This is a genomic window from Ruegeria sp. Ofav3-42, assembly GCF_022347725.1.
In the GTDB taxonomy this organism is placed as follows: Bacteria; Pseudomonadota; Alphaproteobacteria; order Rhodobacterales; family Rhodobacteraceae; genus Ruegeria.
The window spans coordinates 468,122-490,756 of sequence record NZ_JAKRGB010000001.1 but is presented as its reverse complement, the minus strand read 5'-3'; the positions used below and the strand labels follow the sequence as shown (position 1 = coordinate 490,756).

Annotated in this window: 23 protein-coding genes; 16 read left to right on the top strand and 7 right to left on the bottom strand. The window is 58.3% G+C overall.

What is annotated here, in order from left to right:
- Window positions 1–100: 100 nt before the first annotated feature.
- Window positions 101–1,207: a DUF6456 domain-containing protein gene (locus tag MHN28_RS02435; protein WP_239335553.1), complete on the top strand. Its 1,107-nt coding sequence runs from the start codon at window positions 101–103 to the stop codon at window positions 1,205–1,207.
- A gap of 55 nt (window positions 1,208–1,262) precedes the next feature.
- Window positions 1,263–2,237 carry a hydrogen peroxide-inducible genes activator gene (locus MHN28_RS02430; protein WP_239335552.1) on the top strand — a complete coding sequence of 325 codons (975 nt, stop codon included), beginning with the start codon at window positions 1,263–1,265 and terminating at the stop codon, window positions 2,235–2,237.
- Here the strand turns inward: MHN28_RS02430 and MHN28_RS02425 are convergent.
- Entirely contained in the window at window positions 2,234–2,782 is a 549-nt protein-coding gene (locus MHN28_RS02425; protein ID WP_239335551.1) for a peroxiredoxin, read from the bottom strand. The genes MHN28_RS02430 and MHN28_RS02425 overlap by 4 nt on opposite strands.
- Window positions 2,783–3,045: 263 nt before the next feature.
- On the opposite strand from MHN28_RS02425, the gene lipA reads away from it, so the two are divergent.
- Complete coding sequence (gene lipA / locus MHN28_RS02420; protein ID WP_239335550.1) at window positions 3,046–3,996, top strand: lipoyl synthase; 951 nt, start codon at window positions 3,046–3,048, stop codon at window positions 3,994–3,996.
- Window positions 3,993–5,147, top strand: coding sequence for an amidohydrolase (locus MHN28_RS02415; RefSeq protein ID WP_239335549.1), 1,155 nt, complete (start codon window positions 3,993–3,995; stop codon window positions 5,145–5,147). The genes lipA and MHN28_RS02415 overlap by 4 nt, the downstream gene beginning before the upstream one ends.
- Here the strand turns inward: MHN28_RS02415 and MHN28_RS02410 are convergent.
- Window positions 5,137–5,310: a hypothetical protein gene (locus MHN28_RS02410; protein WP_239335548.1), complete on the bottom strand. Its 174-nt coding sequence runs from the start codon at window positions 5,308–5,310 to the stop codon at window positions 5,137–5,139. The genes MHN28_RS02415 and MHN28_RS02410 overlap by 11 nt on opposite strands.
- An 11-nt stretch (window positions 5,311–5,321) precedes the next feature.
- Window positions 5,322–5,864, bottom strand: a complete 543-nt coding sequence (hpt, locus tag MHN28_RS02405) for a hypoxanthine phosphoribosyltransferase (protein WP_239335547.1) — start codon at window positions 5,862–5,864, stop codon at window positions 5,322–5,324.
- 71 nt (window positions 5,865–5,935) lie between these two features.
- On the opposite strand from hpt, the gene MHN28_RS02400 reads away from it, so the two are divergent.
- Both MHN28_RS02400 and MHN28_RS02395 read left to right on the top strand, forming a co-directional pair.
- The gene (locus MHN28_RS02400) at window positions 5,936–6,382 is read left to right on the top strand and encodes a type II toxin-antitoxin system RatA family toxin (protein ID WP_239335546.1); all 447 of its coding nucleotides are present in this window, start codon (window positions 5,936–5,938) and stop codon (window positions 6,380–6,382) included.
- 37 nt (window positions 6,383–6,419) lie between these two features.
- Entirely contained in the window at window positions 6,420–7,715 is a 1,296-nt protein-coding gene (locus MHN28_RS02395; protein WP_239335545.1) for an MmgE/PrpD family protein, read from the top strand.
- Here the strand turns inward: MHN28_RS02395 and pyrC are convergent.
- Window positions 7,712–8,749, bottom strand: coding sequence for a dihydroorotase (gene pyrC, locus MHN28_RS02390; protein WP_239335544.1), 1,038 nt, complete (start codon window positions 8,747–8,749; stop codon window positions 7,712–7,714). The genes MHN28_RS02395 and pyrC overlap by 4 nt on opposite strands.
- A gap of 154 nt (window positions 8,750–8,903) precedes the next feature.
- Here pyrC and MHN28_RS02385 point away from each other — a divergent pair, with 154 nt between their 5' ends.
- From MHN28_RS02385 to MHN28_RS02375, 3 genes are read left to right on the top strand one after another with little or no spacing between them, the layout of a single operon-like run.
- The gene (locus MHN28_RS02385; protein ID WP_239335542.1) at window positions 8,904–9,812 is read left to right on the top strand and encodes a MoxR family ATPase; all 909 of its coding nucleotides are present in this window, start codon (window positions 8,904–8,906) and stop codon (window positions 9,810–9,812) included.
- Complete coding sequence (locus tag MHN28_RS02380; RefSeq protein WP_239335540.1) at window positions 9,812–10,366, top strand: hypothetical protein; 555 nt, start codon at window positions 9,812–9,814, stop codon at window positions 10,364–10,366. Before MHN28_RS02385 ends, MHN28_RS02380 begins: the two co-directional genes overlap by 1 nt.
- Window positions 10,359–11,615 (top strand): VWA domain-containing protein, encoded by a 1,257-nt coding sequence (locus tag MHN28_RS02375; protein ID WP_239335538.1) that lies wholly within the window; start codon window positions 10,359–10,361, stop codon window positions 11,613–11,615. The genes MHN28_RS02380 and MHN28_RS02375 overlap by 8 nt, the downstream gene beginning before the upstream one ends.
- Window positions 11,616–11,618: 3 nt before the next feature.
- Here the strand turns inward: MHN28_RS02375 and MHN28_RS02370 are convergent, their stop codons facing one another.
- Complete coding sequence (locus MHN28_RS02370; protein WP_239335536.1) at window positions 11,619–12,119, bottom strand: hypothetical protein; 501 nt, start codon at window positions 12,117–12,119, stop codon at window positions 11,619–11,621.
- Window positions 12,120–12,365: 246 nt separating this feature from the next.
- Here MHN28_RS02370 and MHN28_RS02365 point away from each other — a divergent pair, with 246 nt between their 5' ends.
- The 5 genes from MHN28_RS02365 (at window position 12,366) to MHN28_RS02345 (ending at window position 18,301) form a co-directional block, all read left to right on the top strand.
- Entirely contained in the window at window positions 12,366–13,334 is a 969-nt protein-coding gene (locus MHN28_RS02365; protein WP_239335534.1) for an XdhC family protein, read from the top strand.
- Window positions 13,331–14,332, top strand: coding sequence for a molybdopterin-binding protein (locus MHN28_RS02360; RefSeq protein ID WP_239335532.1), 1,002 nt, complete (start codon window positions 13,331–13,333; stop codon window positions 14,330–14,332). Before MHN28_RS02365 ends, MHN28_RS02360 begins: the two co-directional genes overlap by 4 nt.
- A 155-nt stretch (window positions 14,333–14,487) precedes the next feature.
- The gene (locus tag MHN28_RS02355; protein WP_239335530.1) at window positions 14,488–14,973 is read left to right on the top strand and encodes a (2Fe-2S)-binding protein; all 486 of its coding nucleotides are present in this window, start codon (window positions 14,488–14,490) and stop codon (window positions 14,971–14,973) included.
- A gap of 80 nt (window positions 14,974–15,053) precedes the next feature.
- Window positions 15,054–17,414: a xanthine dehydrogenase family protein molybdopterin-binding subunit gene (locus MHN28_RS02350; RefSeq protein ID WP_239335528.1), complete on the top strand. Its 2,361-nt coding sequence runs from the start codon at window positions 15,054–15,056 to the stop codon at window positions 17,412–17,414.
- Window positions 17,415–17,509: 95 nt separating this feature from the next.
- Window positions 17,510–18,301 (top strand): xanthine dehydrogenase family protein subunit M, encoded by a 792-nt coding sequence (locus tag MHN28_RS02345; RefSeq protein ID WP_239335526.1) that lies wholly within the window; start codon window positions 17,510–17,512, stop codon window positions 18,299–18,301.
- A gap of 45 nt (window positions 18,302–18,346) precedes the next feature.
- On the opposite strand, the gene MHN28_RS02340 is transcribed toward MHN28_RS02345, so the two are convergent.
- The gene (locus tag MHN28_RS02340) at window positions 18,347–19,246 is read right to left on the bottom strand and encodes a MurR/RpiR family transcriptional regulator (RefSeq protein WP_239335524.1); all 900 of its coding nucleotides are present in this window, start codon (window positions 19,244–19,246) and stop codon (window positions 18,347–18,349) included.
- A 90-nt stretch (window positions 19,247–19,336) separates the two neighbouring features.
- On the opposite strand from MHN28_RS02340, the gene MHN28_RS02335 reads away from it, so the two are divergent.
- Both MHN28_RS02335 and MHN28_RS02330 read left to right on the top strand, forming a co-directional pair.
- Window positions 19,337–20,104, top strand: a complete 768-nt coding sequence (locus tag MHN28_RS02335) for a 3-keto-5-aminohexanoate cleavage protein (RefSeq protein WP_239335522.1) — start codon at window positions 19,337–19,339, stop codon at window positions 20,102–20,104.
- The gene (locus tag MHN28_RS02330; protein WP_239335520.1) at window positions 20,101–21,423 is read left to right on the top strand and encodes an aspartate aminotransferase family protein; all 1,323 of its coding nucleotides are present in this window, start codon (window positions 20,101–20,103) and stop codon (window positions 21,421–21,423) included. The genes MHN28_RS02335 and MHN28_RS02330 overlap by 4 nt, the downstream gene beginning before the upstream one ends.
- An 18-nt stretch (window positions 21,424–21,441) precedes the next feature.
- Here the strand turns inward: MHN28_RS02330 and MHN28_RS02325 are convergent, their stop codons facing one another.
- A complete protein-coding gene (locus MHN28_RS02325; protein WP_239335506.1) occupies window positions 21,442–22,551 on the bottom strand; it encodes an aromatic ring-hydroxylating dioxygenase subunit alpha in 1,110 nt (369 codons plus the stop codon).
- Window positions 22,552–22,635 lie beyond the last annotated feature (84 nt).

The window sequence follows — 22,635 nt, the reverse complement described above, 5'->3', positions numbered from 1 at the left end:
TTAACGAACGAGTAACGAAAGCGACTCTAGTTAGGATTGGTTAACAAATTCACCGGGGGCGATTGAGAACAGATTGTTTTGTCGACGAGGGCAAGAAACTATGCAAGATAACATGGCTTTCACCATTCCGGCTTGGGTACCTGAAGGGGCGCAGCGATACCTGGCTCATACCGAAACCGGTCAATCGATCCGCGACATCGCGCGATCTGCGGGATGCCATGCGTCAACCATTCTCCGACAAATTCGTCGTATCGAAACGCGCCGCGACGATCCTTTGGTGGATGCCGCGTTGCAATCGCTTGCGGAAACCCATTTCTCTGATGCGGATGATCGAGCGGGGGCCGAAACACTCGGTGCATCCCAAGAGGACGCGGCGGCGGCAAAAGACGAAGAATTCAATCGCGAGGCCCTGCGGATTTTGCGCAGACTGTGCGAAACGGGTGCGGTCCTTGCCGTGGCTGAAGAGATGGACAAAGCCGTGGTCGTCCGGGACTCTGGTGACAGCGGTGCAACCAGAACAGCCGTTGTCGACTGCAAAATTGCCCAGGCTCTGGCACTGAAGGATTGGATTTCTTGCGACAATCCGGGGCGTATCTCGCGCTATCGGATTTCGTCATCGGGTCGCGCTGCGCTGAGCCAGTTGATTGCCGAGGCGGAGAATAAGGCGCGGGCAAGAAACGAATTTGGCATGGCCGATGCGCAAACGCCATTTCATTCGCAAATGAGGCAAAGCCAACCTGCCTCCTCAAACCGCCCCAAACGCATTCGATACAGCGCCGCCGAAAGCCCTCTGATCGCGTTGGCGCGCAGGCGGGACCGCGATGGAAAGCCGTTTCTCGATGAAACTCTGGTCAGTGCCGGTGAACGGCTGCGCGAAGACTTTGAACTGGCGCAGATCGGCCCGCAAGTGGCGCAAAACTGGGATCACTTTCTGACCGCGGGGGGGCGTGGAACCTTTGGAAGTGGTTCTCATATTGGACAAGGCTCATCAGATGCACGTGATCGTGTCGAACGGGCGCTGTCGGACCTTGGTCCGGGTCTTAGCGACGTTGCTCTGCGCTGCTGCTGTTATCTGGAGGGGCTGGAACTTGCCGAAAAACGGATGGGCTGGTCTGCAAGGTCCGGGAAAATCGTTCTCCGCATCGCTTTGCAACGACTCAAGCGCCATTACGGGGATCAGACCGAGAAAACGCGGCTCATCGGATAAACATCCAGCTATAATTCAAGGTTGAGGTTTTTGATTGAAGTGATAGGCATTGCCTATGAATTTTACCCTCAGACAACTTCAATACTTCAGCGCGGTGGCAGATCAGCGCAATTTTGGCCGTGCGGCGCAGGTCTGCCATGTTTCACAACCCGCTTTGTCGGTTCAGATCAAGGCGCTGGAGGAAACTTTGGGCAGGCCGCTGTTCGAACGTCAGGCCCGCGACATTCTACTAACGCCGCTGGGACGGGACGTTCTGGACTATGCGCGTCAGGTGTTGGGGGCGGCAGACAGGCTGGACCAATTCGCGAAGGATCACTCAGGCGGGCACAGGTCGTTGTCGATCGGAATAATTCCAACGATCGCCCCCTATCTGTTGTCCGGCGTCCTGGCAGGACTGCGGACGGCCGATGTATCACTGCGGGTTCAGATTCGCGAAGCCAGAACCGAGCGGTTGCTGACGATGCTGCGTGCGGGTGAAATCGACGCGGGTGTTATGGCGCTGCCAGCGGGCGGGAACGAGTTGTTTGAACTACCTCTTTTTGAGGACCGCTTTCTTTTGGCTGGTAGTGCAGGGCGGATTCAAAATGTGTCGACCGACCCTGACGCTTTGCGACCGATGGATTTGCAGGCCGCGCAATTGATGCTGTTGGATGACGGGCATTGCCTGACGGATCAGGCGCTTGAGGTCTGCGGTCAGGACAGAAACAGCGGTCTGATAAATATGGGTGCGTCCTCGTTGGCGACTCTGTCTAGATTGGTTGCTGACGGGTTTGGCCTGACGTTGATGCCCGAAATTGCGGCGAGATCGGAAACCGAAGCTGTTCCGGGGCTTAAACTCATGCGTTTTGGAGCGCCGCAGCCCTCACGTACCGTCGGTTTGGTTCGCCGTATGTCGACCGGCCGGGAAGATTGGTTTGACAGTCTGGCAGACGTCATCCGGCGCGTTGGTGAGGGCATCGTCAGCGAAACGCGTCAAAAAAAAGGGCCCGCCAATGGCGAGCCCAAAATTTCTCAGCGACAAAAAACTTAGGCCAGTGCCGGCTCTTTCGCTTCGTCCAGATGCTTCATCAGGTTTTCAGGGGACGAAACGCCATATGGGTCCTCGGGGCAGTTGTCCATCAGGCCGGGCTCTTCGAACCATGCCTCGACCACGCCGTCGTTCACGATGGCCGCATAGCGCCACGAGCGCATGCCAAAGCCCAGATTGTCCTTGTCGACCAGCATGCCCATCTTTCGGGTGAACTCGCCCGAACCATCAGGGATGACCTTGACGTTTTTCAGACCCTGATCCTGCGCCCATTTGTTCATGACAAAGCTGTCGTTCACGGACATGCAGTAGATCTCGTCCACGCCTTTGGCGGTGAAATCAGTATAGCCGTTTTCAAAACCGGGCAGCTGGTAGGTCGAGCATGTGGGCGTGAATGCACCAGGCAGAGAGAACAGGATGACGCGCTTGCCTGCGAAGTAATCCGCAGTGGTCTTGTCTTCCCAGCGGAACGGGTTGGGTCCTTCGACAGCTTCGTCGCGGACGCGGGTGTGGAAGGTAACGGAAGGCAGTTTTGCGCCAGTTTTCATCTACAGGCTCCTGTGATTCACATTAGATTTGAGGGAGATTTAAAACAGTTCTAAACTGTCTTCAATGTCGGAAATGCCGCAATTGCAATATGTTCTCAAGTGACAGAGATTTAACCAATAAACCGACTAAAACTGTTAAGAGTAAGGCGAAATTCTGCGAACGCAAAGCGGGGTTGCATGGCGGGTATACCCGGGTGGCATAGTACACGCGGGCATACTATGTTAGGGCAAAGCAAATTGACCCAAAGTCAGGAAAGCCAGCCGTGCGTGATCTGAAGATCCCCGAACAACGTCATCCCGAAAAAGCGCATCGTCCGGATAACTCCCAGCCGAAAAAGCCGAAGTGGATTCGCGTAAAGGCGCCTGGGGGCAAGGGCTATGCCGATACGCACAAGATCATGCGCGAGAACAACCTGGTCACGGTTTGCGAAGAGGCCGGATGCCCGAACGTTGGCGAGTGCTGGAGCCAGGGCCACGCCACCATGATGATCATGGGAGAAATCTGTACACGCGGCTGTACCTTCTGCAACATCGCTACGGGCCGCCCAGACGATCTGGATGTTTTTGAACCGGGCCGTGTGGCGCACGCGGTCGAAAAGCTGGGTCTGAACCACGTGGTGATCACGTCGGTTGACCGCGATGACCTGAAAGACGGTGGTGCCGATCATTTCGCGCAGACGATCCGGGCCGTGCGACACCGGTCTCCCAAAACCACGATCGAAATTTTGACGCCTGACTTTCTGAAATGTGATCCTTCGGTGCTTGAGACCGTTGTCGAGGCCAAGCCGGACGTCTTCAACCACAATCTGGAAACGGTTCCGGGCCTTTACTTGGAGGTTCGTCCAGGTGCCCGTTACTTCCACTCGCTGCGGTTGTTGCAGCGGGTCAAGGAAATGGACCCTTCGATTTTCACAAAATCGGGAATCATGGTTGGTCTGGGCGAGAATGAACAAGAGGTTCGGCAGGTCATGGACGACATGCGCGCAGCCGATATCGATTTTCTGACCATTGGTCAGTATCTGCAGCCCACGCCGAAACACCACGGTGTGGACCGGTTCGTGACACCGGAAGAGTTTGCCTCGTATGAAAAAGCTGCGTTCGGCAAAGGCTTCTTGATGGTGTCCGCGACGCCGCTCACCCGGTCGTCTTACCACGCGGGCGACGACTTTGCCCGTTTGCGCGAAGCGCGTCAGAAAAAACTGGAGCAGGGGTGACACCTGAAACGCTTGCGCGGCTGACGCGCCTGCGCCACGACCTGCATCAATACCCAGAAATCTCAGGGCAGGAGCGTGAGACCGCTGCCCGCATAGCCGAGTTGTTGCGCGGCCACGGTGCCGATCAGGTCCTAACCGGATTGGGCGGTCACGGCGTCGCGGCTGTTTTTGACAGCGGGCAGGCCGGGCCGACGGTAGGTGTACGTTGCGAATTGGATGGGTTGCCGATTCAGGAACTCAGCACCCGGCCTTATGTGTCGAAAATTTCGGGCAAGGGGCATCTTTGCGGCCATGACGGTCACATGACGATGGTGCTTGGCGTAGCCGAAGAACTGGCGTGTCAGCGCCCCGCCAAAGGCCGGGTGGTACTAATCTTTCAACCGGCTGAAGAAACCGGGCAGGGTGCCATGGCCTTTCGTGCGGACCCTCAATTCGCGCAAATCGCACCGGACTGCGTGTTCTCGCTGCACAATCTGCCGGGTTTGGCGCTGGGGGAGGTCGAGCTGTGCCAAGGCCCCGCCAATTGTGCGTCTCGCGGGATGAAGGTTGTTCTGACAGGTAAGACATCCCACGCGGCGGCGCCGCAGGATGGGGTGTCTCCGGCCGTGGCGTTATCGGAACTGATACCGATGCTGGCTGGGTCGGGCACTGGTGGCGCGCTGGATTCTGATTTTGCGCTGACTACTATAACGCATGCCAGTTTAGGCGAGCCGACGTTTGGTGTTGCTCCGGGCCGCGCCGAGCTTTGGGTGACGCTGCGCACTGTTTCTGATGTGCGGATGAAAAGCCTGATGGCCGAGGCCGAAACCTTGGTGAGGCAAGCCGCGTCCGCCGACGGTCTGAGTGTCGAAATCACTTACGACGATGTCTTCGAAGCCTGCGTCAATCATAGTGAGGCGGTTGCCACAATCGAAACGGCCTGTGCCGAGCATGGTGTACCCTGCAAGGTAACGGACTCGCCGCAAAAATTCTCAGAGGATTTCGGGCAATTCGGCAAGGGTGCGAATACGGCGATGTTCTGGCTGGGCGCCGGCATTGATCATCCGCAGTTGCATAACCCCGACTATGACTTCCCGGACGCGCTGATACCCATTGGAACCGGGATTTTTCTGTCTGCGATTCAGCGGGTTCTGAGCGACTCTACGGCCTGAACCGGGTCCATTCCCCTTTGGCCCATCCCGGCCACCATCCCATATACTCGATTCCGCCAATCAAAAGGCACAGGATGATAATGCCGAACACCATCTTGACCCGCTTCTCGGACGTCGGGTTGCGAGCCCATTGGGACATGCGCAGCAGGTGGCGGGGGTTCATTTGATCCTCGGTCAGTCTTCGACAAACCGGACTTTGCCGATAAATGGCAGGTTCCGGTTGCGCTGAGCATAGTCGATCCCGTAACCCACGACAAACTCGTCCGGGATTTCAAAACCGATCCAGTCCGAGCGGAAATCGACCTCGCGCCGGCTGGGCTTGTCCAGCAAGGCAATGGATTTCAGGCGGCTTGGCTTACGGCTGCGCAGCAGCTTGGTGACGTGGTTCAGCGTGTGGCCGGTGTCAACGATATCTTCGACGACCAGCACATCGCGTCCTTCAATTGCACCTCGCAAGTCCTTTAGAATGCGAACTTCGCGGCTGCTTTCCATCGAATCGCCATAGGAAGACGCCTCAAGGAAATCCACCTCGATCGGCAGATCGAGTTCGCGTACCAGATCAGCGATGAAGACAAAACTGCCGCGCAGCAGGCCGACCACGACCAACTTATCGGTGTTTCCGAATTCTGCGGTAATTTCGCGACATAATTCCTCGATCCGTGCGGCGATGGCCTTGGCCGAGATCATCGTATCTATCACATATGCGCGGTCGCTCATCGCTGCCCCCTTGATCTTTGGCGCGCAACATACGACATGACGCGCCATTGTCACCTTAAAAACCGGACGCCATGCCTACTCATTCGGAAACACGTCACCTTCCTTACACTGCACAGCAGATGTATGAGCTGGTCGCCGATGTGGCCAAATATCCCGAGTTTCTGCCCTGGTGTGCAGCCGCCCGAATTCGCCGCACATATGCGGCGGGCGAGGCGCAGGTTCTTGAGGCCGATCTGGTGATCTCGTTCAAGGTATTCCGCGAACGTTTCGGCAGCCGGGTGACTCTGTTTGCCGACCAGAAACGGATCGACACGGAATATCTGGACGGCCCGTTCAAATACATGAAATCCGACTGGCAGTTCGAAGATGCGGACGACGGTGGGTGCAACATCTCGTTTCATGTGGATTTCGAGTTCAAGAATGCCATCCTGCAGGGCATCATCGGAGTGGTCTTCAACGAGGCCATGCACCGGATCGTGCAGGCATTCGAATCCCGCGCGGCGGATTTGTACAGCTAAGTCTTTACCCTGTCTTATCGGGCGTTAGACTGCGCCCATGACCGATTTCACTGCATCACTCGCGGCCTTCGCGGCCGGACCAATCACGACGACTCTGCAGACGCGGGTCGTCACTTCGCTTTCTGTTCTGGACTGGATTGCCGTTGGGCGGGCTGGCGTTGATGAGCCGGTATCGCGAACCCTGCGCGAATTGGTGCTGGGCGAGGGCGGTGCTGAACAAGCCAACCTGTTCGGAGGAGGTGCGGCACCTTTGCGTGGCGCGGCGCTGGTGAATGGAACCGTGTCTCATGCTCTGGATTATGACGACACGCATTTCGCGCATATCGGCCACCCGTCGGTTGCCGTTCTTCCGGCCGCACTTGCTGCCAGTGAATGGGACGATCGTATTCTGGTCGACTTTCTTGAGGCCGCGCTAGTCGGCATGGAAACGTCTATCCGTATCGGCCTCTGGTTGGGGCGCGATCACTATCAGGCGGGGTTTCATCAGACGGCCACCGCAGGGGCATTTGGTGCGGCGGTTGCTGCGGGACGAATTTTGGGCTTCGATGCGAGCAGGATGCACAAGGTTCTGGGGCTGACGGCAACCCGCGCAGCCGGGCTCAAGGCCCAGTTCGGGACGATGGGTAAACCTTATAACGCCGGGTTGGCGTCCTCGGCAGGTGTCGAAGCAGCGTTGTTGATCGCAGCCGGGTTTGATCCGAATGCAGTGGCGCTTGAAGGGCCCTATGGGTTCGGTGCGACCCATAAGGGTCAGTCAGACGTTGTCGCGTCGCTGGAAGGTTTGGGCGAAGAGTGGTTCTTCGAGAGTGTCAGCCACAAATTCCACGCATGTTGCCATGGGCTGCACGCGGCGCTGGAGGCTGCACGAGATCTGGATATCGCCGAGCCGGAAGTTGCCGAGATCAAGATCAAGACCCACCCAAGATGGATGACCGTCTGCAATCAGATGTCACCAACAACCGGATTGGGCGCCAAGTTTTCCTACCGGACAGTCATTGCGATGCAGGCGCTGGGGTATGACACGGCCTTGCCCGATAGCTACTCGGAAAAGACTTGCGCCGACCCGCGTCTGATTTCTTTGCGGGATCGTGTCACGGTGGAAGCCGATGACACGTTGTCCGAAACGCAAGCGCATCTGACACTTCTGCGCCGCGATGGCGCAAAGCGTGAAGTAACGCACGATCTGCTGGCTCCGATGACGCTCTCCGACCGTGAAGACCGGGTGCGGGGCAAGGCGAACAAGCTGATCCGGGCAGAGGATGCGGACGCGATCTGGTCGATGCTGCGCACCGGCGGCCGCGCCCGCGATTTGGCTGCGTTACTGGCGGGTTAGACAACGCGCCAGTGTAGGGGGAAACCCGGATCGAAAACGGTCACTGGCCCGTCGCCGGACTCGATCTTTTCCGGATACACGACCGGATCGCCTTTGGTCAGGGTGATCGTGCCTTCGTTCACCGGCAAACGATAGAATGCCGGACCATTCAGTGAAACAAACCCTTCCAGCTTGTCCAAAGCACCCTCGCGGTCGAACATCTCGGCCACCAGCGACATCGTGTTGGTCGCCGTAAAGCACCCGGCACAGCCACAGGCCATTTCTTTGTTCGCGTCGGTATGCGGGGCACTGTCGGTACCCAGAAAGAAACGCGCATCACCCGAGGTCGCAGCGGCCAGCAGAGCCAAACGGTGCTCTTCGCGCTTGGCGACGGGCAGGCAGTAGTAGTGCGGTTTGATGCCACCCACGAGGATGTGGTTGCGGTTGATGATCAGGTGGTGCGCTGTGATCGTCGCGCCCAGATCGGTTTCATTGGCCTTGACGTAATCCACACCGTTGGCGGTCGTGATATGCTCCATCACTACACGCAACCCCGGGGTCGCCTTACGGATCGGGTCCAGAACCCGGTCGATGAACACAGCCTCTCGGTCGAAAATGTCGATCTCGGCGTCAGTCACTTCTCCATGCACGCACATGGGCAGACCGATCTCGGCCATCTTTTCCAGTACCGGACGGACTTTGTCGAAATCGCGAACACCCGAGGCCGAGTTTGTCGTCGCACCCGCCGGGTACAGCTTGACCGCTTTGACCAGTCCGCTCGCATGTGCTGCAGCCATGTCTTCGGGGTCAGTATCCTCCGTCAGATATAGCGTCATCAGCGGTTCGAACGTCATGCCTTCGGGCAGCGCGGCCAAGATGCGGTCGCGATAGGCCGCGGCCTGATCGCCGCGCACGACGGGCGGAACGAGGTTCGGCATGATGATCGCGCGAGCAAAGTGGCGCGCGGTTTCGGGCAGGACGGCTTGCAACATGGCGCCATCGCGCAGGTGCAGATGCCAGTCGTCGGGGCGGCGGATCGTGAGGGTATCGGTCATGGCCCTCCGCTAGCACAGTGGGCTCGGCGGTGAAAGGCCTTCAAACTGGTCGCAGCCCTTGTCAACTTGTCCGATCGTCGGAAGTCCCGGAAAGACCACGGTCTTGACGCGCGCGGGCGGCCATGACCTGTTGTGGCAAGGGAGAGATAAGAACATGACACAAGCAGATTCCATCGACGCAGTCCAATCCATGCTGGGTGAGCAGGGTTACGTCTGCGGGCGCGCGCTGGCCACTGTGGTGTTCTTGTCGCTGAAACTGGGCCGGCCCCTGTTTCTGGAGGGTGAGGCCGGAGTGGGCAAGACCGAGATCGCCAAGGCTCTCGCTGCCGGCCTGAACCGGCGCTTGATCCGGTTGCAGTGCTATGAGGGTCTCGACGCGTCGTCGGCCGTTTACGAATGGAACTTTCCGGCCCAGATGGTTGCAATCCGGACGGCCGAGGCCTCGGGTGGGACGGATCGTGGTGCGCTGCAATCTGAACTGTTTTCCGACGAATACCTGATCGAACGCCCGCTGCTGCAGGCGATGCGTCCGGACGAATATGGTGCTCCGGTGCTGTTGATTGACGAGCTTGACCGCACAGATGAACCGTTTGAAGCGTTCCTGCTTGAGGCGCTCAGCGATTTTCAGGTAACGATCCCCGAATTGGGAACCGTCAAAGCGCCGGAACCACCCATTGTGATCGTCACTTCGAACCGAACGCGTGAGGTGCACGATGCCTTGAAACGGCGTTGCCTCTATCATTGGGTCGACTACCCCGATTTCGACCGTGAGATCGAAATCCTTCACGCCCGCGCGCCCGACGCCGCCGAAGCGCTCAGCCGCGAGGTTGTGGCCTTTGTTCAGCACTTGCGCACCGAGGATCTGTTCAAAAAACCCGGCGTGGCCGAAACCATAGACTGGGCCAAATGCCTGCTGGCGCTGGATGTAATCAACCTCAGCCCCGAGGTGATCGGAGACACTCTGGGTGCGATCCTGAAATACCAGGACGACATCCAGAAACTGCAGGGGTCCGAGGCGAAACGGATACTGGATCAGGCCAAAGCGTCTCTGGAACCGGTCTGATGCGTGATGAACCCCTAACGATTCATATCGTTGGTTGGCCGGGTTCGGGAAAACGGACAATCGGATTGGCGCTGGCCGATATGCTTGGTGGGCGCTTGATCGACAACCATCTGATGCTGAATCCGGCTAGTGCGTTGTTTGATAGATCGGATCCAAGACATGCTGTGCTTCGTCGCACCGTGAGAAGTTCGATCTACGACGCAGCAATGACGTTGGCAGCGAATGTGCCGCTGATCTTTACCGATGCACTGGAAGAGAGCCCTGCGGACCACAAGCTGATTGCCCCGACCTTGGACTTTGCGCGCCGGCGTGGCGGACGATTCCAGTCATTTGTGCTTCAGTTAAGCGAGAAAGAAAACCTGCAGCGTCTGTGTGATCCCGAACGGCGCGGTCGGAGCAAGCTGATGGATCCTGATATCTTGAAAAAGTACCGACGTGATCTCTCCTTGCTCCGCCTTGATGGTCAGATTGAAATACCGGTCGACTCGCTCAGCCCAAAAGAAGCGGCGGACGCTATTGTCGAGGCTTTGAAGAAGGGAGCAAAACGTGGCTGAACAACTCCCGATCGAGATCCCGGACAATCCCAAGCTTGCGCAGAACATTACTCATTTTGCGCGAGCCTTGCGGAAGGCCGGGTTGCCCATCGGGACCGGGCGGGTTGTCGATGCCATCCGCGCCGTTCAGGCTGCGGGGTTCACAGAAAAACGGGATTTCTATTGGACCCTGCACGCCTGTTTCGTGAACCGACCGGAGCATCGCACGGTGTTCGCGCAGGTCTTTCGTCTGTACTGGCGCGACCCCCGATATCTGGAACACATGATGTCCATGATGCTGCCGGCCATTCGTGGGGTGCAGGAAGAACGTAAGGCAGATGCTGCTGAAAAACGCGCAGCCGAGGCGTTGCTGGACGGGATCGAACGCGATCTGCCTGAGGTGGCCGAGCAGGAGGAAGAGACCGAACTGGAGATTGACGCGTCGCAGACTGCGTCTTCCGAAGAACGCCTGCGCAGCCTCGATTTTGAACAAATGAGCACGGCCGAGATCGCGCAGGCCAAGCGCATGCTTTCACGGCTTACGCTGCCGGTCCAACCCATTGAATCCCGGCGCGGCCAGGCAAGTCATCTGGGTCATCGTATCGACCGGGCGCGGACTCTGCGTGCAGCGATTCGTCAGGGCGGTGAGCTGCGCGACATCGCCAGACTCAAACCCAAACCCCGATGGCCCAATCTTGTTGTGCTCTGCGATATCTCAGGGTCGATGAGCCAGTACAGCCGAATTGTCCTGCATTTTCTACACACAGTTTCGAACGCCAAAGGGGCAGGTTGGGCCAAGGTCCACGCGTTTACCTTTGGGACCCGCCTCACCAATATCACCCGCCATTTGCAGCAACGTGATGTGGACGCTGCTTTGGCCGCCGCCGGGGCCGAGGCGCAGGATTGGGAGGGCGGGACGCGGATCGGCGAATGCCTGCACGCGTTCAACCGCGACTGGTCGCGCCGTGTCATGGGGCAGGGTGCGGTGGTTTTGTTGATCTCGGATGGGCTGGATCGCGGAGACCCCGAGGCGCTGGGGAAAGAGATGGAGCGGCTGCATCTTTCCGCGCGCCGCCTGATCTGGCTGAACCCGCTGCTGCGTTGGGATGGGTTTGCGCCGAAGGCTCAGGGCGTCGCCGCGATGCTACCCCATGTGGACAGTTTCCGCGCGGGGCATTCGATCGCGTCGCTTGAGGATCTGGCCAATGTCATCTCGAAACCCGATGACGTGGGAGAGAAAGCGCGGCTGATGACCGCGCTTTCGGGCTGAGCATCAGCCCAGTTGTTCTTCGTTGCACTTACGCGCCATTTCCATGGCCTTGTAGGTGCCGGTCAGATCAACGGTGAAGGCGAACTCTTTCTCAGGGAACACGACCATGACCTTTTGCTTGGCGATGTCATCCGCGAATTGCGGGTCGTCGGACAGAACATAGCCACCGGAGTAGCCCTTGGTGATGTTGCCCTTCATGCCGGTCGCTTCGCCGACATAGATGTTGTCGCCCAGCAGGATCGCCACGGCTTCCTTCTCACCGCGCTTGATGTCGGTTTCCGCTTTGGTGAAAACGCCGACATAACCAACGCCACGGTCTTCGGTCAGGCCCATCTGAACCACATTTTCCGCGTCATCAACGGCTTCGATCAGGCAGGTTTTCTTGTCCTGATCTGCGAATACTTTCCAGCCTTCAACTTCGCCATAGCGAAGGAACGTGTCGGCGGACGCAACAGTGGAAGTGAGCAGGCCAATTGCCAATCCGAGTGTAATAATGCGTTTCAACTCTCTGTCTCCGTTGTGAAAAATTTATATGCGCATACTGGAATGCAGCAGCCACGCGTGTAGGCTAGAATCTGGAACATGTGCAATCAATGATTTGCGCTGCGGCGGCATTTCTGGGCTTGTATACGCCGATACCGGATCAAAACGCGTTGGCTTGGCGCAGTCAGCCCGTTTATTCGTCTTAAGGCTTACTTTTCATTGCGCCAAACCTGCCTATGTTGGATCAGAACACGCCGGGAGGGTGCAATGGACAGATTCGATAACAGCCCTGAGACGGCTTTGAACTGGCACAATGAGGGCAAACCAACCGCACTCGCCACGGTCGTTGAGACTTGGGGTAGCGCACCACGACGTGTGGGCGCACAACTGGTTATCGCCGGAGACGGGCGGATCGAAGGGTCGGTTTCTGGGGGCTGCGTGGAAGGTGCGGTTATTGTCGAAGCGCTTGAGGCTATAGACGAGGGTGAGGCTCGCCTGCTGGAATTCGGTGTCAGCGACGAGGATGCTTTCGCCGTGGGTCTGGCCTGCGGTGGTACGATCCGTGTGCTTGTCGAACCCGTTGGGTCAGTTCTGCCGGAACCCATGCTGCGTGATCTGGTCGAAGCCCGCGCTCGGCGGGAGCCCGTCGCCTATGAAGTGAACATTGAGACGGGTCACAGGGCCTTACGCCGTAATGCGTATCGTGATCGACTGCGCATGGACCGGTCCGGATTTGAAGAAGACGGTCAGACCTTTGTTGCAGTCCATAACCCTCCGCTGCGGCTGATGGTTGTTGGTGCCGTGCATATCGCACAGGCGCTGGTGCCGATGGCGCGAATAGCCGGATATGATCCTGCCATTATAGATCCACGCGACGCTTTTGCCTCCAACGCCCGTTTCCCGGGTGAGACGATCCTGACTGACTGGCCGGACGAAGCCGTCGCTAAGCTGGGCATGGATTCACGAACGGCCGTCGTTCTGCTGACACACGATCCCAAGCTGGATGACCCGGCCCTGGAATCTGCGCTCAAGGCCGGGGTGTTTTACATCGGTGCGCTCGGGTCCACGCGAACGCATGCCAAGCGCGTGGCACGTATGAAGGATGCCGGTTTTTCGGATGAGCAGATATCGCAGATTCACGGGCCAATAGGATTGGATATTGGTGCGGCCGACCCATCTGAGATCGCGGTGGCCATACTGGCTCAGATGACAGCGGTTCTGCGAGGCAAGGCGTGAAGTTCGGCCCCGTACCCGTTGCAGATGTCACCGGCGCAATCCTGGCTCATTCCGTAAAGGTTTTGGATGCCAAGCTGCGCAAGGGCCTTGTTCTGACCGCTGAGCATCGCGATCAGCTAGCTGCCGCAGGGTATGATAAGGTTACGGTTGCACGATTGCAGCCCGGGGATTGCCACGAAGACGAGGCGGCCGAAATGCTGGCGGCCGCGCTGGCACCTGACCCTCAAGCTGCCGGTTTGCGGGTGACGCGACCGTTTACCGGCCGTGTGAACCTCTTGGCGGACGGGCCCGGCGTGGTCGAGCTGAATGTGGAAGCGTTACGGGAATTCAACCGCGTCAATCCAATGATCACAGTCGCAACAGTGCCGCAATATCAGCAGATGGGTGCGGGCGGAATGGTTGCCACAATCAAGGTGATTTCCTACGCGGTTCCAAGGGAAGATGTCCTGACTGCAACCAACCTTGCCCGAGCGTCCGTAAGTCTGGTGCGTCCCGTCCACAAGACCGCAGGTCTGATCGTCACGGATATTCCGGGTGGTCCGCCGAACGAAAAAGGTATCGCCGCAATACGTGGTCGGGTCGAGGCGTTGGGGATGGACCTGTGCGATGTGCGAATCGTTCCACATAAACCGGAACCACTTTCGCAGGCGGTCTCGGACACGGACGGGGACGTTGTGATGATCCTGACAGGCTCTGCGACGTCAGATGTGTTCGATGTCGCGCCCGAGGCCGTGCGGGCGGCTGGAGGGCAAGTGGACAGGTTCGGTATGCCTGTGGATCCCGGCAACTTGCTTTTTCTAGGCTCGCATGATTCTCGCCCGGTGATCGGCTTGCCGGGATGCGCTCGTTCGCCGGCGTTGAACGGGGCGGATTGGGTCCTGTCGCGCGTTGCCTGCGGGATCGAGACGACCGGTGCCGACATTGCCGAAATGGGGGTTGGCGGTCTGCTCAAGGAAATCCCGACGCGGCCACAACCAAGATCCGGGCGCAAAGGCTGACACAGCGGTCATTTGGTTTCTTGCCTAGGCGCGTTGGATCTTAAAGGCGACCCCTACGAACGTCGGACATGGGCGCCAGATATTTTTGTTCTCAAACAAAATTTCCCGTGTTTAACTCAACTTCAGCGATAAGAGCCAAAATAGGGGAGGATCTTATGACTAAGGTCTCTATGACCGTGAACGGTAAAACCGTGAGCGGTGAAGCGGAAGGCCGGACGCTATTGTCCGGTTTCTTGCGCGACCATCTCAATTTAACTGGAACCCATGTTGGATGCGATACTGCGCAATGTGGCGCATGCGTGGTGCATGTAAACGGTGAGGCAGTGAAATCGTGCAACATGCTGGCTCTTGAGGCGGACGGTGCCGACGTCGGCACCATCGAAGGCCAAGCCAACGCGGATGGCTCGCTGAACGTGATCCAGCAGGCGTTTCAGGATCATCACGGATTGCAATGCGGTTTCTGCACGCCCGGCATGGTGATGAGCGCTGCCGCTCTGTTGAAAGAGAACCCACGCCCGACCGAGGGTGAGATCCGGAAGTATCTCGAAGGCAACCTGTGCCGCTGCACCGGCTACCACAATATCGTCAAGGCGATCATGGCCGCTTCGGGTCAGGACGTGGGCAGCATCGCTGCCGAATGATGCCGCTGCGGGCGTTTGAGGAGACGCCCGTGGGATGACAAAGGGTGCACACGCATCCGTTTATGGGAGGAGAACAAGCAATGCCCAAAGACAGTGGCATCGGAGCCAGTTCCAAGCGGCGCGAAGACGTACGCTTTCTGACCGGAGCGGGCAATTACACCGACGACATCAACGTACATGGCCAGGCCTATGTGCATTTTCTGCGGTCCGACATCGCGCATGGTCGGATCAAATCCGTGGACCCTTCGGCGGCCGAAGGCATGCCGGGTGTGGTCAAGGTTTTCACCGGTAAGGATTTCGAAGGCGTGGGCGGGATGCCCTGCGGCTGGGAGGTGACCGACAAGCACGGCGCTCCGATGCAAGAGCCGCCGCACCCCATTCTGGCACAAGGCAAAGTGCGCCATGTAGGCGATCCGATCGCAGCCGTTGTGGCCGACAGTCTTGAGCAGGCCCGCGATGCGGCCGAGGCCATCGAGGTGGATATCGAGGAACTGCCCTCAGTGATCGACATGAAGGCCGCAGCGCAAGAGGGCGCGACGCTGGTCCATGACGATCTGAAGAACAACATCTGCTACGACTGGCAGCTGGGCGAGACCGACGACGCCAAGGTCGATGAGGTCTTCGCCAACGCGGCGCATGTGACGACGCTGGATTTGGTGAACAACCGTCTGGTCGCCAACCCGATGGAGCCACGTGTGGCGGTGGGTGAGTACAAGCGCGGCACGGATGAGTACACACTCTTTACGACGTCGCAGAACCCGCACGTGATCCGCTTGCTGATGTGCGCCTTCGTTCTGGGCCTGCCCGAGCACAAGGTGCGCGTGGTGGCCCCGGACGTGGGCGGCGGTTTTGGTACCAAGATCTTCCACTATGCCGAAGAGGCGTTCTGCACCTTCGCTGCCAAGGCCTGCAACCGTCCAGTCAAGTGGACCTCCAGCCGGTCCGAGGCGTTCATGTCGGATGCCCATGGCCGCGACCATGTCAGCAAGATTGAACTGGCGCTGGACGCGGACAACAACTTTATCGGCCTGCGCACCAACACCTATGCCAACTTGGGAGCTTATCTGTCGACCTTCTCCAGCTCGGTTCCGACCTGGCTGCACGGTACCTTGATGGCAGGTAACTACAAGACACCGGTCATTCAGGTGAATGTGAAGGCGATGTTCACCAACACGGTACCGGTGGATGCCTATCGTGGCGCTGGCCGTCCCGAAGCGACTTATCAGCTGGAACGTGTTGTCGATAAAGCAGCACGAGAGTTGGGCGTCGATCCGATTGCCCTGCGCCGTCAGAACTTTGTCACCCAGTTCCCCTATGACACGCCGGTCGCGCTGACCTATGACACCGGGGATTACAACGGGACGATGGACAAGCTTGAGGCCGCTGCCGATCTGGCAGGCTTTGCTGCACGCCGTGCCGCGAGTGAAGCCAAAGGCAAGCTGCGCGGTCTTGGCGTCAATTGCTATATTGAGGCCTGCGGGATCGCGCCCTCGAACATCGTCGGCATGCTGGGGGCCCGCGCGGGCCTATATGATGCCGCGACCGTTCGGGTGAATGCCACCGGTTCGATCAGTGTCATGGTTGGTGCGCACAGCCACGGGCAGGGGCATGAAACCGCCTTCCCGCAGGTTGTGGCCGACATGATCGGCATTGATGAGTCGATGGTCGAGATCGTGCATGGTGACACGTCCAAGATTCCGTTTGGCATGGGCACCTACGGCTCGCGTTCGCTTGCGGTCTGTGGCTCGGCCATGGTCAAGGCGACCGAGAAGGTGATCGAGAAGGCCAAGCGGATCGCGGCCCACCTGCTGGAGGCCTCCGAGGCGGATATCGAGCTCAAGGATGGTCAGTTCAGCGTCGCAGGCACCGACAAATCGGTGGCTTGGGGCGATGTGACCCTGACTGCCTATGTGCCGCACAACTATCCGTTGGAGGTTGAACCCGGGCTGGAGGAGACTGCGTTCTATGACCCGGCCAACTTCACTTTCCCGGCTGGTGCCTACGCCTGTGAGGTCGAGGTTGACCCCGAGACCGGTCAGGTCACCATCGAGGCCTTCACCGCCGCCGATGATTTTGGCAACATCGTCAATCCGATGATCGTGGATGGTCAGGTCCATGGCGGTATCGGTCAGGGCATCGGTCAGGCGCTGCTTGAGAACTGTGCCTATGACGAGAATGGCCAGTTGCTGAGCGCATCCTTCATGGATTACGCGATGCCGCGTGCGGACGATGTCCCGTTCTACGGCGTCGACCATTCCAGCCAGACACCCTGTACCCACAACCCTCTGGGTGTGAAGGGCTGTGGCGAGGCTGGTGCGATCGGCTCACCTCCGGCAGTGGTCAATGCGGTGTTGGATGCGCTGAACTCGGGTGGCAAGGCGGTCGATCACATCGACATGCCCGTGAGCCCGTCTCGCGTCTGGGCAGCGATGAACGGTTGAATTGTGGGAGAGGCTGGGGGCTCTGCCCCCAGACCCCCGGAGTATTTCCAAAAAGATGAAGGGCAGGAGAGTGCCTTTCGGAAAGGAAAAGCGAAATGTACAATTTCGAGTTTGAGAAGCCCTCGACCATCGCGGATGCGGTTGCCGCACTGGGAGGCGAGGATGCGCAGGCGTTGGGGGGCGGTCAGACATTGATCCCGACGCTGAAGCAGAGGCTGGCAGCACCGTTGACGCTGGTGTCGCTTGGGGGAATCCCCGAGATGCGAGGTGTTTGCATCGAGGATGATGGTTCGGTGTCAATTGGTGGCGCAACGACACATGCAGCTGTGGCCGCAGAGGCAGTCAGCAGCTATCCGGCACTGGCGGCGCTGGCTGGTCAGATCGGCGACCCGGCAGTGCGCAATCGCGGCACCATTGGTGGGTCGATCGCCAACAACGATCCGGCGGCCTGCTACCCGGCGGGCGCGTTGGGATCGGGCGCAACGATCATCACCAACACCCGCCAGATCGCAGCGGATGACTTCTTTGAAGGCATGTTCTCGACCGCTTTGGATGAAGGCGAGATCATCACCTCGGTGCGCTTCCCGGTGCCGCAGGCGGCCAGCTATCAGAAGTTCCTGCAACCGGCCTCGCGCTTTGCGTTGGTCGGCGTCTACCTGGCGAGGTTTGCCGATGGTGTTCGCGTCGCCGTAACCGGCGCCAGTGAAGACGGCGTGTTCCGTTGGTCCGAGGCCGAAGAGGCCCTGAACAAGGAGTTCCGTCCGGACGCGCTGACCGGTCTGCACATCAACTCTGCGAACATGATTGCTGATCTGCACGGTAGCAAAGACTACCGCGCTCATTTGGTCAGTGTCATGACCAAGCGGGCTATTCAGGCCTGCATGTAAGCTGGAAACGAAAAACGAAGCCCCGGAACAACCGCCGGGGCTTTTTTATTTGCGCCTTATTCTGGGCGGCTTTGATGGCTGCCAGTAAGCGCCAGTGTCCTCCCGAGCCTTCTGGTAATTGTCCACGCGATCGCGTGCGGCGTCCCCGCCGGCGTTGAACAGGTGGCCCAACAGACATTCCAGTACGCCCATGGCTCCGGCGTAGCTTGAAAAGTGGTGCAGAGAGCGGGTGCTGACGGGAAACACCACATCTGGTTCGATCCCGGGTGCTATAACCTCACTGTCCGCGATAAGGATGATCGGCAATTTCCTTCGCCGCGCCATACGCATGGACTGAATGGTGTCGGCCGAGTAGGGGCGGACCGTAATCACAATCAGGCAATCGTCTTGATCGGCGTCCAACAAGTCATCTGTCGCGGCCCCCATGTGGCGCGGAACCAGCTGAATTCCCGGATGCGCCATACGGCCGGCATAAGAAAAATAGTAGGACAGAGCATAGCTTGCACGGGTTGCGGTGACAAAGCACCTGTTTGAGGAGGTTATGATTTCAACGGCTTGCCTGACCTTTTCGGGTTTCATCAACCGTAAAGACCGCATGACGACGTTCTGTTCGTTCTGGGCGAATTTGGCCTGTGCATGGTCTAATGCGTCGCCGCCTTGCATATCGGCCAACCAACTCTGACCCAGATGCTCTTCTTTGTCGGTGACCAGAGCGTCGCGAAACGGAACGCGTAAAGCATCGAATCCATCATACCCCATATGGTGTGCCAATCGCACCAATACGTTCGAGCTGACACCGATTTTCGCTGCGGTATCGCGGATCGGGTCCAGACCAAAATCTCCGGGGTGGTCGAGTATGTATTTCGCGGCAGCCTGCAGCGCTGGTGGCATTTGGTCTATTGTCTGCCGGAGGTGATCGGCCAGTTGGGTCAACGTATCTGTCATCGGTAGAAGAAAAACATATGTTATACAGAATGCAAATTGAAAACGCGCACAGGATCATTAGCTGGGGTACAAGTTGCAAAGGTTGCTCTGATGTCTGAAACTCAAACCCCGCCCAAACCCTATATTCTGGTAGCGCCGAATGGTGCGCGCCGAGGGCACGCGGATCACGCAAAACTGCCTGTTTCGCTGCAGGAAATCGTGGACACGGCTCAAAGTTGCTTTGAGGCTGGCGCCCACGGCATCCACCTGCATGTTCGTGATCAGCAAGGTCAGCACACACTTGATGCAGGACGATACCTTGAGACGATAGCGGAACTGCGCCGCGTTGTGCCTGATATGGACATTCAGATCACGACCGAAGCGGCGGGTATCTTTGACGTTCCCGCGCAATTGGCCTGTTTGCAGCAGGTGCAACCGCAATGGGCTTCGATTTCGGTACGAGAGGTTGCGCGGGCACCTGAACTTGCCGCAAAGGTCTACGATTTGTGCGCCGAGCAGGGAACCCGCGTTCAACACATTCTTTATGACGCTGAGGACGCTGGTCTTTTGGCTCAATGGGAATCCAGCGGGACTGTCCAGGGTGGGCAAACGGATCGATTGCTGGTTCTGGGGAGGTATACGTCAGGGCAGGAATCCAAATCGGAGGACCTTGATCAGTTTCCGCAGGACTCATCCCGATGGATGATCTGCGCGTTCGGAAAGCAGGAACACGCCTGTCTGCAACTTGCCGCCGCACGTGGCGGAGACCTGCGGGTCGGGTTTGAAAACAGTATGATTGACAGCAATGGGAATATTTGGGCGAACAACGCGGCGTCGGTTTCGGCGCTTGTCGCAGCTTTGAAGGGGGCAATCGCATGAGCCACGTTTTTCCACGTCACACCAAATCGGAACTGCCAGTCGCAGTAGGCGGAGACGCGTGTTATCTGATTGACGCACAAGGACAGCGTTATCTGGACTGCGGTGATGCCGCGGTGTCTTGCCTGGGGCACTCGAACCCGGCTGTGATAAAGGCCGTTCAGGATCAGGTCGAGAAGATCGCCTTTGCACACACCGGCTTTATGACATCCGAGCCGGCCGAAGCTTTGGCCGACCTGTTGATTGAACATGCACCGGGAGATCTTGACCGAGTCTATTTTGTTTCGGGCGGGTCCGAGGCGACCGAGGCGGCCATGAAGCTGGCGCGGCAATACTATTTGGAGATCGGGCAACCAGAGCGGCGCCGGGTGATTGCGCGGCGGCAGAGCTATCACGGGAATACTCTCGGAGCCTTGTCCGCAGGGGGCAACGAATGGCGCCGTGCCCAGTTCGCCCCGATGCTGATCGAGATGACGCATATCGCGCCGTGTTTCGAGTATGCCGAAAAGCCAGATGGCGAGGGCAGTTTTGAATACGGTCAGCGTGTGGCCAATGAACTTGAGGCAGAGATTCTTCGTTTGGGCCCCGAAACGGTAATGGCCTTCATGGCGGAACCGGTTGTCGGGGCAACGCTTGGCGCTGTTCCGGCGGTCGAAGGTTACTTCACGCGGATTCGTGAGATCTGCGACCAGCATGGGGTCTTGCTGATCCTTGATGAAGTCATGTGTGGTATGGGCCGGACGGGGCATCTGTTTGCGTGCGATCATGATGGTGTCGCGCCAGATATCCTGTGTATCGCCAAGGGGTTGGGCGCCGGATATCAACCAATTGGTGCGATGATGTGCACCGGCAAAATTTACGACGCAATCCGGAATGGCTCTGGCTTTTTCCAGCACGGGCACACCTATATCGGTCACCCGGTCGCCACTGCTGCGGCGTTAGCTGTCGTAAAGGAGCTGACCTCGCGCGACCTGCCTGCGCGCGCTGGGGTGATGGGCGAGAAACTGCACGCGGCTCTGCAAGCCGAGTTTGGCCAGCACCCGAATGTCGGAGATATCCGCGGCAGGGGCCTGTTCCGCGGATTGGAATTGGTGTCTGATTGCGAGTCAAAAACGCCGTTTGATCCAGCGCACGGTATTGCGGGCAAGATCAAGAAGGCCGCTTTAGCCGAAGGTCTGATCTGCTATCCCATGTCCGGCACGCGGGATGGACGGCTTGGGGACCACATCCTGCTGGCCCCGCCATTCATCATTGAAGACACGCACATTGACGAACTCGTCAGTAAATTGAGCCGGGCAATCTCAACGTCGATTCCGGCGTGACAACGTTGACGACGCTGCTCAGGGGGCCGGAATGTCCATGGCCCCCTGATACAGCGCGGTGAAGGCCATGATCGGATGTTCGGACTGGGACGAGCACGCATCATCCACAACCAGCGCGCCAGCTCCGATAGCGCCGGTTTCCAGCCCGCGCTGGACCGAGTCCACGATTGGTCCGTCCTCGGCAAATGTGGTGGTTCGGTGCTGGTGAATGATCTCACGCTCAACGGCGTTCGGTTCAGAATCAGGCAGCCACCAGTCGACTTCGATTTTGGTCCGGTTCACGATTAACGGTTTCCAGCGGTAAGTGTTCACGATGCCGCCGGGATAAACCTGTAACGCGAACAGTGGGAAAAACCACCAGGTCAGAAACTTGTCAGTGCGCGCCTCGGGATCGGCAACATAGCTGTAGGATTTCTGAGAATCCGGACGGGCAGGGCTTGCGTGTCGAATGCCGTAGTCAAACCCTCGGGTGCGGTATTGATCCGGATCGACCACACCTGCGGTCAGCGTTTTGTGTACGACAGCGCAGTGATAGCATTCATTGAAGTTTTCGGCGACCACCTTCCAATTCGCCTGGGCCAGCCGATCGGTCCGGTCTGCGCGTCTGTAGTGGGGCAGGTTGGGCGCATATTCCGAGATTTCGGGCAGGGCGCTCTCTGCCAAACTGGCCAGCGGTTGGGCCGCGTCATCAAGGTTCACCAGAATGAGCCCGAAGAACAGTTCTACCCGAACCGAACGCAGTTTGTATTTCTCTTTCTCAAAACCGGGAAACGAGGCAGCGTTTGGTGCTGCCCTCAACTGACCGGTCGTGTCATAGGTCCATGCATGGTACGGGCAGGTCATCTTTTTGGTACAGCCGCTGCCTTGCAGCAATTCATGCCCGCGATGCACGCAAACGTTGTAGAAAGCGCGGATTTCACCGTCCTGACCTCGAATTACGATAACGGAAATCCCATCGATTTCTTCGACGACATAGTCCCCGAAATTGGCGATGTCGGTTGAATGGCCGATCAGGTGCCAACTACGGCGAAATATGCGGGTGCGCTCTTGCGAGAACACCGTGTCGTCGCAATAACTTTGGGACGGAAGCGATTGATACACGCCGCCTGAAAATGACATCTCGCCCATCGCCGTCTCCGTGGTTCGTTTCCGTAAAGTGTCGGATCGTCCGGGCGATGAGTCTTTTCCCTTTGCGCCAGAGAGAAGTCGAAA